The following is a 12,616-nucleotide window of genomic DNA, read 5'->3' on the forward strand; positions in this document are numbered from 1 at the left end:
AATAATCTTTAAGCCCTTTTCAGGGCTTTTTACTTTCATATGGTAAATAGTTTTAAATTGCCCCATATTGATTACATCCTATGGTGAAAGTTTTTATTACTGACGACCACGAATTATATCTTGAAGGACTTACCCTGTTACTCGGAAAACAAGAAGGAATACAGGTTGTTGGTACGGCCATGAACGGAGGCCATTTGCTGAAACAATTGCCCGAACTGGAAATTGACGTGCTGCTGCTGGACGTACACCTGCCCGATATCGAGGAAGAGGATCTCCTCAAGCAGATCCGCGTCATCAAACCCGAGTTGAAAGTGCTTTACCTCACGCTCATGAGGGGCACCCGTTACATCCATAAACTGGTGAAATACGATATCCAGGGCTATCTTCTGAAGAATGCCAGCATGGAAGAACTGAAGAAAGCCCTCAAAGCCATCTCCACGGGCGAGAAATACTTCAGCAAAGAGATCAATATCCTGGATACGGAACAGGACTTCCGCAATACCATCACCATCGAAGACAAGAAGGTGGAAGAAATTCTTTCCCGCCGCGAAATTGAGATACTGACCCTTATTTGCAAGGAATTCAGCAACTCCGAAATTGCAGAAAAACTATTCCTGAGCGTAAGCACCGTGGAAACCCACCGGAAGAACCTCATCGCTAAATTAGGCGTGAACAATACGGTTGGACTGGTAAAATTTGCGCTTAAGAACCGGCTGATCGACTGATATCCATTTTCGATTTATGGAATTTTAATTGCTGCCAACCGCAAAACGGTAGCAGATTCCTTATCTTTCCTATAAGCAACCCGATTATCATTTGAGACCCTGGCTCCTCATTACTCTCCTTATTGGCAGTATGCCTGGATACACACAGGTGGATACTTCCCGCCTGAAAAGCATCTATGACCGTTGTCTCGATTTCTCGGAAGACAAGAAAGATTCTATCCGCTATTATGCTGCTTTCATCGAAGAGGAAGCGGTCAAGCTGAAATTCAACAAAGGCCATGTGCTGAGCTGCCGGCTCAAAGGGATCTATGAAGAAATGATGAGCAATTACGAATCTGCCATCCATTTCTACCTGGAATCGCTGGATGCTGCCCGTAAACTAAATTCCATTGAATATGAGATCTCTGCACTCAGCGATCTCGCCATTCTCTATTCCAATATCAAGGAACCGCAACAGGCTAAAACCTTTTACCAGCAGGCGGCAAGGCTTTCCGCTTACAAAGGTGATATTTACAATGTGGTTAGTACCTATAATAACCTGGCGGTGATCTTCATGCAGCTGAAGCAGTTCGACAGCGCAAGGGTATTGCTCGATGAAGCGCTGCGCATCGGGAAACCATATGAGCACACTGTAGATATAACCAGCACCTACAATAACCTGGGCAGTCTCAACTTCAAGGAAAAAAAATATGATGAAGCGCTGCCCTTTTTCCGCAGCAATCTCTACACGCATACGCTCAATAATAATGTAGGAGATCTCTGGATCGATCTGCTCAACCTGGCCGATCTCTTCACTGAAAAAAAACAATTCGACTCGGCAGCCTGGTACGCAGAAAGGACCATGGACCTGGCCCGCAAGCTCGGATCCAAAAGCAAGGAGGCAGATAGTCATGCAATGCTGGCCAAGCTTTCCGAATACAAAGAAGATTATTACAGTGCCTACGATCACCTCAAAAGCTGGTACGAACTGGATACTGCCATCGTAAATGGGGATACCCATCAAACAATCGCTGAACTTCAGGAAAGGTTCAATGCCAAAGAAAGGGAAGCCGCCAATAAACTCCTGAAAGAACAGGTGGAAAAGGAAATGCTGAAAGCGAGAAGCATCACCCTGCTGGCTGTTGCATTCGGAATTATCGGCGCACTCACCGCCATCGCATTCATCACCAAACGAAATGCCAACAGGCGCTTACAGGCCACCAACCAGTTGATCCTGCAACAAAACGATAAACTGGCCGAGCTCAACTACGAAAAGAATTCCCTCATCAGCATCGTTTCACATGATCTCAATACACCCTTTGCTACAATCCAGGTCTGGGGTGATTTGATGATGCATGAATCGGAACGCTTATCAGCAGAGCAACAGCGGGCACTCAGCAAGATCATACAAGCCAGCAATTATGGTGAAGGCCTGATCAGCCGTATTCTCGACGTGGAGAAAAAAGATATCGGCAATCACAAATTGCGCATCGAGAATTTCGATCTCACCATTCTCACGGAAGATGTGATCGATAATTTCAAGGTGATGGCTGATAAGAAAGAGATCCGTCTTCATGCGGAACTTCCCGAAAAAGAATTATACATCCTCAGCGATAAACACCTGGTGAGCCGCATCTGCGAAAACCTGCTTTCCAATGCCATCAAATACACGCCCCGTGGAAAAAATGTATGGGTGAGCGTAAACGAAGAACAGGATGCCATCAGTATCAAGGTCCGCGATGAAGGAGTAGGGATCGAAAAAGAAGAAATGCCCCATCTTTTCTCCAAATACAGTATGATCTCTTCGCAACCCACGGACGGCGAAAACTCTAACGGCCTCGGGCTAAGTATCGTAAAACGCATCGTGGAAGAGATCAATGGTAAGATCAGCTGCGAAAGCGAACCAGGCAAAGGCTCCCTTTTCACCGTGATTCTCAGAAAGTAATCCACCGCTTCAATAATTTTTGACCCGCTAAAAGCAAATGTTCTATATTTGCAACATGGTGGCAATTTTTTTGAGGGATGGAAAACAATGGCTCAGTCGCGGCATCAGTACGCTGCTCCTGCTCTTGTTTGCGCTCAGCATCACCCCCAAGAAGATCCTGCACGATCTGATCGTTCATCACGAGGATGATATCAGTTATCATACAGCAGCCACACCAGGATTCGTAAAAAGCGGCTTTCATTGCGATACAGACAACAACGTAGCGGAATCTCCCTTTACCAGCGGAGATCCTGTAACCATCTCAAAGCCGCCTGTTGAATTCATCAGCTTCAACGATGTCGTCAACAGTTCCCTTCATTCTATAACCGCCTTCTATTTCAGTCTTCGCGGACCACCTGCCATCAGTTGATCCCACTAACCCGCTTGTATAAGCGATATTGACATGATCTGAATATCCAGATCAGCATTTACTTATTTACTGATTGTATTTCTATAAATCTGAACGAAGATGAAATTTGTTCTGTCGATCATTGTATTCATTGCCGGCTTTGCCGCCAATCCCCTCATTGCACAAAACCTGAATAATTCACCTGCAGCTGCTCCTGTAACAGACAGGGCCAGCCTCACAGGTAAGATCACCGATATCGTTACAGGCGAAGCGCTCGCCGGCGCCTCCGTTTACCTGCCGGACCTCCGCACAGGGGCCACCACCAACGCACAAGGCATTTACAGTTTCAAGAATATTCCCGGAGGCAAACACCTGGTAGAGGTGAGCTTCACAGGCTATGCGCCGCTGATCGAATCCATCTACCTCAGCGCCATCAGCCAGAAAGACTTCGCCCTCACCCGTTCCTATGTGGAGAATGAAGCCGTTACCGTTACCGGTGTTTCTGCCGCCACTTCCGTGAAGCGTACACCCGTGCCCGTTAATATCGTTAAGAAGGATGAACTGTTCCGCGCAGCATCCACCAACCTGATCGATGCATTGAGCCGCACGCCCGGTGTATCGCAGGTATCAACAGGACCGGCCGTTTCCAAGCCTTTCATCCGCGGCCTCGGATACAACAGGGTAGTGATCGTGAATGATGGGATCCGTCAGGAAGGACAGCAATGGGGGGATGAACATGGTATTGAGATCGATGAATACAATGTGAGCAAGGCGGAAATTCTCAAAGGACCGGCTTCCCTCATGTACGGCAGCGATGCTCTGGCAGGTGTGGTGAATATCATTTCCATCGTTCCCGTAGCAGAAGGAACCATCAAGGGAAACCTGTTCAGCAATTATCAAAGCAATAACCGCCTTCGCGGCTTCCATGCAGATCTCGGCGGCAACCAGAATGGATTCATCTGGGGCGCCTATGGATCTTACAAAGCCGCTGCAGATTACAAGAATAAATACGATGGCTACGTCTTCAATTCCAAATTCAATGAGAAAGCCTTTGGTGGTTATCTCGGACTGAACAGGCAATGGGGGTACACGCATGTGTATGCAAGTATGTTCGATCAGCATGTAGGACTGGTGGAAGGGGAGCGAGACGCTGCAACCGGCCGCTTTATCAAGCCTGTTGATCATGATGGTGTGGTTGAAGAGGAAGAAGCAGCGCATGATGATTTCACTTCCACAGATCCATTCATCCCACGTCAGCGCATCAGGCATTTCAAAGTGGCTACAGATAACAGTTTCAGACTGGGGGATGATCGACTCACTTTCACGCTGGGCTTCCAGCGCAATCAACGGGAAGAGTTCGGTAATGTGCTCGATCCCAAAGAACAGGAATTGTATTTCGATCTTAAGACCATCAACTACAACCTGCAATATCATTTCGCTGAAAAGAACCATTGGAAAACATCCATCGGTGTGAATGGCATGCAGCAGAACAATCAGAACAAAGGAGAAGAAGCCCTCATTCCTGAATACGATCTCTTCGATGTTGGCGCCTTCATCTATACACAGAAAGAGATCAACAAGATGACGATCAGCGGCGGCCTTCGTTATGATCACCGCTCCCTGAATTCGAAAGAAATGGATGAAGATGGCGATCTGAAATTCGAACAGTTCAAGAGGAAATTCGATAACGTTTCCGGCAGCATCGGTCTCAGCTACCGTGCAACAAAAGACCTCACCCTGAAATTCAATATGGCCCGGGGTTTTCGAGCACCCAGCATTCCTGAGCTGGCCAGCAATGGCGCGCATGAGGGAACTAACAGGTATGAGTATGGGCAGCGCGACCTGAAATCAGAAACCAGCTTCCAGGTAGATGGCGGAGTGGAATTTGCCACGCCCCACGTAAGCCTGGCGGCCAATCTCTTCTACAACTCTGTACAGAATTTCATTTATTCACGCAAACTGCAGGCTGTTGGCGGTGGCGATTCACTCATCATTGCTGACGGAGACGAGCTCTTTGCCTTCCGGTATAACCAGCACAATGCAACGCTCTATGGCGCTGAAATGAATATAGATATCCACCCGCATCCGCTGGACTGGCTGCACCTGGAAAACACTTTTTCCTATGTGCGCGGAACTCTCAGCGAAAGCCAGGACGGCAGCAGGAACCTTCCTTTCATTCCTGCAGCCAGGCTGATCAATGAAGTGAAAGTTGACCTCTTCCCAAAATCAAAAACCTTCAGTCAGCTCTACGTGAAAGCTGAACTCGATAATACTTTCGCACAGAACGAGCCTTTCACCGGTTACAATACCGAAACCAAAACTTCTGGTTATACTTTGCTGAACGCAGGTTTCGGTGGTAATGTAATGAGTAAGAACAAAGTGCTGTTCAGTCTCTTCTTTTCTGCCAATAATATCGGGGATGTTGCCTGGCAGAGCCACCTGAGCAGATTGAAGTATGCACCTGAAAATGAAGTCACCGGCAGAATAGGTGTTTTTGGGATGGGAAGGAATTTCAGTGTGAAGCTGAACATCCCGCTGAGCTTCACCACCAACTGATGAAACCGGCTACCCCCGCGGGTTATACATACTAAAAGCTGAAAATAAGCGTTGATAAATGGGTCCTTACTAACCCATCTTCATAGGATTGATGAAGCCCTGCTACTGAGCGGGGCTTTATTTTTGGGTATATTTATGTTGTAAATCAACCGCATGGAATTGTCTATCACCACCCCTGCACTGCTATTCCCGGCTATCTCACTGCTGATGCTGGCCTATACCAACCGTTTCCTGGCGCTGGCAAGCCTGATCCGGAATCTCCGGGAGCAATATCGCAAAGACCCTGCTGAAAAACATATCGTACAACAGATCCGAAATCTTCGCGTAAGGATCAGGTTGATCCGCTCGATGCAATTGTTCGGAGTGCTTAGCTTTCTTTTCTGTGTGGTATGCATGTACTGCATCTTCAGGCAGTGGGAGGAAGCCAGCTACATGATCTTTGCTATCAGCATTGCTGCTTTTATGGTGAGCCTGATTCTGTCTCTCATCGAAATATTCCTTTCCACCAAAGCGCTTGAGGTAGCGCTCAGTGATATAGAAGAAGTGACCCGCACCAATTTCCTGGTGGAAATCCTGCGTGGAAAAGAAGAAAAAGATAAATGATGGATCAGATCTCGCTTACCGGCTCTTCAGTTTTGTAATTGGGATTGTATTTCACAAAGAAGTAGAGATAGATAACACGGCTCAGGCGCATCAGCCAGGGTTGCAAAAAGATCAGTAAAAAGATATTGATCCCAAGCCACCAGAAGAACCGCGTATCATGAGCAGACATACCGATCAGTACGATCCAGGCTACGAATGTAGTTACAGAGAGCGCCACAGACAAAGCATAGCTCACATAGCCGGTTCCATACCAGAAGCCCACTTCAATTTCATACCGCTGCGCACATACCGGACAGGTCTCCGGCATATCGAAAACCTTCTTCAGGTTCCACGGGTTTTTGTTATTGAACATATTGCCGCGGCGGCAACGTGGGCATTTCATAGTGAGGATGCTCCAAAAAAAATTGGGCCTGGATACTTGGTTGCTCATAATCCCGCAAAGATAACCACTTTATTTCTACAGGAAATTGACCTTTATCACGCTGTGACTTCGTTCTCCGGGGTCGCTACCGGCTTCTTGCGCTCACCGATCTGCTGACGCCACATGGCATAATACAGTCCCTTCTCTTCCAGCAGGCTCTCATGCGTGCCAGTCTCTACCACATCACCGCGCTCCAGCACATAGATGCGGTCTGCATGCATGATAGTACTCAACCTGTGGGCTATCAGGATAGTGATCTGGCTCCCTTTGGAAGAAACATCCTTGATGGTATTGGTGATCTCGTCTTCGGTCAGGCTATCCAGTGAGGAAGTGGCTTCATCGAAGATCAGGAGATGAGGGTTGCGCAGCAAGGCACGGGCTATGGATAAACGTTGTTTCTCGCCACCGGACAATTTCAATCCACCTTCTCCGATCATGGTGTCCAGTCCTTTCTCAGCTCTTTCGAGCAGGCGCGTAACGGCTGCTTTTTTCAGCGCAATGAGCAGTTCTTCATCCGTTGCGGAGGGATTTACAAAGAGGAGGTTCTCACGGATGGTGCCGGAAAACAATTGTGTGTCCTGCGTTACAAAACCGATCTGGTTACGCAGGTCTTCAAAATCGATATTGTTCTCATCGATGCCATTGTACAGGATCCGTCCTTCCTGCGGACGATACAGTCCAACCAGCATTTTCATCAGGGTGGACTTACCGGAGCCTGATGGCCCTACAAATGCGATGGTCTCACCGGTCTTAGCAGTGAAGCTGATATTCTCGATGGCGCGGGTTTGCGCGCTCTGGTGTTTGAAAGCCACCTGCTGGAATTCGAGTGTCTGAATATTGCCCAGGTGTTTTGGATTGGCAGGTTGTGATTCGGGTTTCTTGTTCATCAGATCCCTGAAATTATTCAGCGACGCTTCAGCCACACGGTAGGAAAGCAGGATGCTGCCGATATCCTGTAATGGACCAAAGATGAAGAAGGAGTAGATCTGCATGGTCACCAGCTGTCCGCCTGTTATGCCGTGCTTATGATACACCAGGTACATCAGGATGAAAAGGATCACCTGGCGGAGTGTATTCACAAGAGTTCCCTGCACAAAACTGATGCTTCTCACTTTCTTCACTTTCGTGAGTTCCAGTCCAAGGATCTTGTAGGTATTCTTGTTCAATCTTTCCACTTCCTGGTTGGTGAGGCCAAGGCTCTTCACCAGTTCAATATTTCTCAGGGATTCCGTGGTGGAACCGGCCAGACTGGTAGTCTGGCTGACGATCGTTTTCTGGATAGCCTTGATTTTCTTACTCAGTAAATTGGTGATGGTAGTAAGTAAAAAGATGCCGGCCAGGTATACGATGGGAACTGTCCAGTGAATATTGATGGCTGCATACACCATTACGATCACGATACCCACCAATACACCAAAAAGGATATTGATGAAGTTGGTGATGAATCTTTCCGTATCGGTCCTCACGTTTTGCAATACACTAAGTGTTTCGCCACTGCGCTGGTCTTCAAACTCCTGATACGGAAGTTTCATGGCATGTTTCAATCCATCGGTAAAAACCTTTGCACCGAATTTCTGGATCACTACATTCAGGAAATAGTCCTGGATATTCTTGGCGATGCGGCTGATCATGGCAATGGTGATGCTGGCCAGCAATAGCCAGAGCACGCCACTATATGCCTGTGTGAAGAACTGCTGCCAGGTATAGTTGCCCGTGTTCTTATGGTAATCGTTGGTAAGGTCAACCAGTCTGCCAAAGATGATCGGGTCCATTAATGCAAAACCTGAGTTGATAGCGGCCAGAACAAGGGTTAGGGCCACCAGCCATTTATATGGTTTGAGGTAGGTAAAAAGAATTTTCATATTCTGTCAAAGCTTGGGGAAATATTGAGTAATACTTCAGGATGTATCAACAATTCTACAATATCGTACAAATATATCATGGATAATATGAATGTCCGAACAGCCTGCAACATCATAACAAGCAAGGGGCAGTCTTGTTTAGCCAAAGTTTTATGAATCTTTTCGGGTGTTCGTGAATGTGTAGATGATACTTATTGGAAATCAGGTGTTTTGGAGTCATTATGACAGTATTAACAGATTTTGGGCACGTATGTTGCTTTCATACACAAAATCCCGAGCAAAGAGGATGTTAAAGCAGAGCAGTGTAAAAATAAATACCGGGAAGCAACGTTTAGTTTGCGCGCTTTGTCACATGAAGAACGAGTTTCCAGGTTGGAAAACACTGTTTTAAATATATTTTAGAACTGTTTAGTCTTATGGTTATAAATAAAATTTGTTTACTTTGCTGCCTCAAGGCGTAAGTAGGAATTTTTTTGAATGACCCTCTGATTTGAGGAAAAGCCTTAATTACGATGATGATAACGTCCTTTTCGCCGGTCCATTCCTTTGAAAGAAAAACCGGATTTAATAGTAATACTGTCGCCTTCAGGACTTACGTAGAAGAAAAGCGTAACTACCTTATTGTTAAGAGGGTATTTGATATTGTCCTTTCCCTGTTGGTGATTGTTGGAATTCTAAGCTGGCTGATCCCAATCATTGCAATACTGATCAGGCTGGACTCTCCCGGGCCTGTATTTTTCGTACAACGCAGGGTTGGCCGTTTCGGAAGAAGTTTCCGCTGCTTGAAGTTCCGCACCATGGTTGTGAATGAATATGCCAATACCCGCCAGGCTGCAGAGGATGATATTCGCATTACCAGAGTAGGTAATTTTCTCCGCATTTCTAATCTCGATGAATTTCCCCAGTTCCTTAATGTGTTCTTAGGACAAATGAGTGTGGTTGGTCCAAGGCCGCATATGCATGCTGATTGTAATGTCTTTTCTTCTGTGATCACTCATTACAAATTCAGGAACATGATGAAGCCCGGTATTACCGGTCTGGCACAAGTGAAAGGATTCAGAGGGCCCACAAAGAATTTCGAGAGCATCTTCCATCGTTATCAGTTCGATGCATTTTATATCCGTAATGCCAATTTTTGGTTGGACATGCGTATTGTGCGCAAGACGGCAGCTCAGACTGCCCGTACCTTCTGGCATAAGTTCTCAGGAAAAGATGCTCCTCAACCTGCGCTGCCCGCGCCCAAATCAAACTGGGCCGCTACTGTACAGGTAAAAAACCTGAACTAGTAAGCGCTACTACAGTTCTCAATCTTCCTTATGCGATCCATATTTCTGACAGATCCGGAAGGACTGCAAATCCCCGTCAAAGAGAAGGGATTGTATGCCCTGTTCGCCGGATTCATGATCAGTTTCTTTTTACCCGGCATGCCCGTGGTGAATAATATTCTGTTCGGATTGCTTTTCGTTTATAGTTTCCTGTTCAATACTCACGGAGAGAAAGGCTGGCTCTTACGCCGTCGCCTGGCTGTTGCGGGAATGATCGTTTTCTTTCTGCTGCAGGTCTTGAGTGTTTTGTATTCCTCCAATAAGAAAGAAGGATTGGAGATGGTGGTGTTGCGCTTACCCATGCTGATGTTCCCCATTGCGATCGGTACTATCAGGATCGGAGATCTTTTGAAGAAGAGACTGATGGCGCTTTGGGTTATGGTGATGTTACTGGCAGCCGTTGTCACTTTTATCTGCAGTATGGTAGTTGTTATCAGAACAGGAGAGAGCTCCTGGTTCTATAATGATTCGCTGACGGTGGCTATTGGCTGGCAATCCTCCTATTTTGCCATACTGCTCACCGTTACACTGTACATGTTCGTTTACCTGATCGAATCCGGCGCCTGGCCTTTTTCACGGGCAATCAGTTTTGTAATAGGTGCTTTCTTCCTGGTTTTCCATTTTCTGCTGGCCAGCAGGATGAATATCATCTTACTGTATAGTTCCATATTCCTCTATGCGCTTTATGGAATGGTGCTGAAAAGAAAATACAAACTGGGATTGTACATCATGTCCGGCCTGGTGCTTGGTGCTTTGATGCTGGTGTTGCTTTTTCCTAAAACCATCAATCGATTCAGGGAATTGGGGTATCGCCAGTTCGATTATTCCAGCAGGGGAGTGGAGAGCCATTATGATATGGAAGTGAAGCCTGATCAGTGGAACGGAGCCAATATCAGGTTGGCTGTATGGCAATGCGGATGGGAACTTGTGCAGAAACATCCAGTATTGGGCACAGGTATCGGGGATAAGATGGATGAACTGATGGAAGCGTATAAAATGAATGGATTTGTGATGGGCGTTGAAACCAGGCGTAATCTTCATAATACTTACCTGGATGTACTGGTGGCAACCGGATTTACCGGGCTGATATTATTCCTGCTTGCCTGGATCATTTTGCCACTGCTGTATTGCCTGAAAAGCCGCGACTGGCTTGGGGCCTGTATCATTGTGGCCCTCGCATTCGGATGCATCACTGAAACCTATATCGATCGTAGCCAGGGGAATTATATGCTGGGTTTCCTGATCACTTTCATTGTCAGCTGCCGCAGGCAGGATCAGTGATTATCTGAAATGTACATATCGATAGCGGTTTGCGTATCGCCGTAAAAAACAAGGCTGCCATTTTTCATGAAAGCGCAACGGCTGCAGTACTGACGGATCACATCCATCGAGTGACTGACCAGGATTACGGTCTTCCCTTCAATCCAGCTACTCTCGAATACTTTCACTGCTTTTTCCTGGAAACGCATATCTCCCACAGCAAAGATCTCATCAAGGAACATGATATCTGCGCCTGCATTTACGGCAATGGAGAAACCCAGCCTGGCTACCATACCAGAAGAAAAGAAGCGGATCTTGGTATCCACAAATTCACGCAATTCTGCAAAATCGATGATCTTATCGAATATCTTATCTATCTCTTTGATGGTGAGTCCAAGTACTGAAGCAGATACATAAACGTTCTCACGCGCGGTGAGCTGGTGGCTCATACCTACGCCAAGGTTCATCAAAAGCGTTGTGCCATTGATATTGATCTCTCCTGAGTCAATGGGATATACGCCAGCCAGTAACCTGATCAGTGTGGATTTGCCGCAACCGTTTCTTCCCAGGATGCCAATGCACTCGCCTTTGTAAATATCGAAGTCCATCGGCTTGATGGCTTCCACCCGTTTGGCGCGCCCGGGTTTGAACAGGTTGAATAATCTATGCTTAACGGTATTGTGACTGTCTTCCGTGATACGGAAGGTTTTACTGATGTTCTTTGCTTCTATTGCGAGCTCTTTGTTCTGCATGATCATAATTTTTCAGCCGCCTTTACGCCCAGCTTGTTCAGTAATACCAATCCGAAAAATAATAACAGTGCCGCATAACCGAAATCAGCCAGTAGCAGAGGCATATCAGGTGCGCGCCCTTCCAGCATCACCCTTCTTGCATTGATGATGATACCTGCAATGGGATTGGCATATTCAAGTGCAGGGAGTGAGTTCTTGAAAGTTTCCAGCTTATAGAAGATAGGCGACAAAAAGAAAAGGAAGGTTGAAAAAGCCACCCAGATCTGGGAAATATCTTTTGCTACGATATAAATATTGGAGAGGATCAATGATATGCCCAGTGACAGGATGAACAGGTTCACAAAGAGGAACAGCATCCAGATATTTGAGGGGGCGATGGCCAGCGTTCTCAGTTCAATAAAATTGTAGAATACCAGGAAGATAATAAAGTTGAACAGGAAGCCGATGGAATTGGCGAACAGGGTGGAGATATAGATCTCGAACTTGTTCATATTGCTGTATTCATAGAGATACTTTTTGGTATACAGCAATTGAATGGTGCCGGTAGTGCATTCCAGGAAGAAGTTCCACATGATCAAACCGATGAAGAGATAGGAGGCGAAATTCGGTTGGTCCGTTTTCAGGATCGTTTTGAAGGCGATGTAATAAATCACCATATCCATCAGCGGTTTGATCAGCGCCCATAAGAGACCGAGCCTATTTTCGTAATATCTGAGTTTGAATTCTATCTTCGCCAGCAACCAAATCCTTTCGATCTTATTCTTGCTTTTGGTCCAGTCTTTTATGAGTTTTGGGAGCAT

The 12,616-nt window shown here is 46.4% G+C and carries 11 protein-coding genes; 7 read left to right on the forward strand and 4 right to left on the reverse strand.

Annotated features, from left to right (window positions below; genetic code table 11):
• Positions 1 to 80: 80 nt before the first annotated feature.
• The 5 genes from FSB84_RS31015 to FSB84_RS11005 all read left to right on the forward strand — a co-directional run bounded on the left by FSB84_RS31015 (position 81) and on the right by FSB84_RS11005 (position 6,196).
• Entirely contained in the window at positions 81 to 725 is a 645-nt protein-coding gene (locus tag FSB84_RS31015) for a response regulator (RefSeq protein WP_147122134.1), read from the forward strand.
• A 91-nt stretch (positions 726 to 816) separates the two neighbouring features.
• Positions 817 to 2,649 (forward strand): tetratricopeptide repeat-containing sensor histidine kinase, encoded by a 1,833-nt coding sequence (locus FSB84_RS10990; RefSeq protein ID WP_130541514.1) that lies wholly within the window; start codon positions 817 to 819, stop codon positions 2,647 to 2,649.
• A gap of 55 nt (positions 2,650 to 2,704) precedes the next feature.
• On the forward strand, positions 2,705 to 3,058 hold the full coding sequence (locus FSB84_RS10995) for a hypothetical protein (protein ID WP_130541513.1): 354 nt from the start codon (positions 2,705 to 2,707) through the stop codon (positions 3,056 to 3,058).
• 99 nt (positions 3,059 to 3,157) lie between these two features.
• Complete coding sequence (locus FSB84_RS11000) at positions 3,158 to 5,593, forward strand: TonB-dependent receptor (protein WP_130541512.1); 2,436 nt, start codon at positions 3,158 to 3,160, stop codon at positions 5,591 to 5,593.
• Between the two features lie 153 nt (positions 5,594 to 5,746).
• Positions 5,747 to 6,196: a DUF2721 domain-containing protein gene (locus FSB84_RS11005; RefSeq protein ID WP_130541511.1), complete on the forward strand. Its 450-nt coding sequence runs from the start codon at positions 5,747 to 5,749 to the stop codon at positions 6,194 to 6,196.
• 4 nt (positions 6,197 to 6,200) lie between these two features.
• Here FSB84_RS11005 and FSB84_RS11010 read toward each other — a convergent pair whose 3' ends face one another.
• A complete protein-coding gene (locus FSB84_RS11010) occupies positions 6,201 to 6,626 on the reverse strand; it encodes a DUF983 domain-containing protein (RefSeq protein ID WP_130541510.1) in 426 nt (141 codons plus the stop codon).
• A 47-nt stretch (positions 6,627 to 6,673) separates the two neighbouring features.
• Positions 6,674 to 8,479: an ABC transporter ATP-binding protein gene (locus tag FSB84_RS11015; RefSeq protein WP_130541509.1), complete on the reverse strand. Its 1,806-nt coding sequence runs from the start codon at positions 8,477 to 8,479 to the stop codon at positions 6,674 to 6,676.
• A 515-nt stretch (positions 8,480 to 8,994) separates the two neighbouring features.
• Between FSB84_RS11015 and FSB84_RS11020 the strand changes: the two genes are divergently transcribed.
• Positions 8,995 to 9,765 carry a sugar transferase gene (locus FSB84_RS11020; protein ID WP_225980095.1) on the forward strand — a complete coding sequence of 257 codons (771 nt, stop codon included), beginning with the start codon at positions 8,995 to 8,997 and terminating at the stop codon, positions 9,763 to 9,765.
• A 30-nt stretch (positions 9,766 to 9,795) separates the two neighbouring features.
• Entirely contained in the window at positions 9,796 to 11,085 is a 1,290-nt protein-coding gene (locus tag FSB84_RS11025; RefSeq protein WP_130541507.1) for an O-antigen ligase family protein, read from the forward strand.
• Here the strand turns inward: FSB84_RS11025 and FSB84_RS11030 are convergent.
• Positions 11,079 to 11,816, reverse strand: a complete 738-nt coding sequence (locus FSB84_RS11030) for an ABC transporter ATP-binding protein (protein ID WP_158643853.1) — start codon at positions 11,814 to 11,816, stop codon at positions 11,079 to 11,081. The two genes, FSB84_RS11025 and FSB84_RS11030, sit on opposite strands and share 7 nt — an antisense overlap.
• A gap of 2 nt (positions 11,817 to 11,818) precedes the next feature.
• Complete coding sequence (locus FSB84_RS11035; RefSeq protein ID WP_130541505.1) at positions 11,819 to 12,616, reverse strand: ABC transporter permease; 798 nt, start codon at positions 12,614 to 12,616, stop codon at positions 11,819 to 11,821.

The organism is Pseudobacter ginsenosidimutans (genome assembly GCF_007970185.1).
GTDB lineage: Bacteria > Bacteroidota > Bacteroidia > Chitinophagales > Chitinophagaceae > Pseudobacter > Pseudobacter ginsenosidimutans.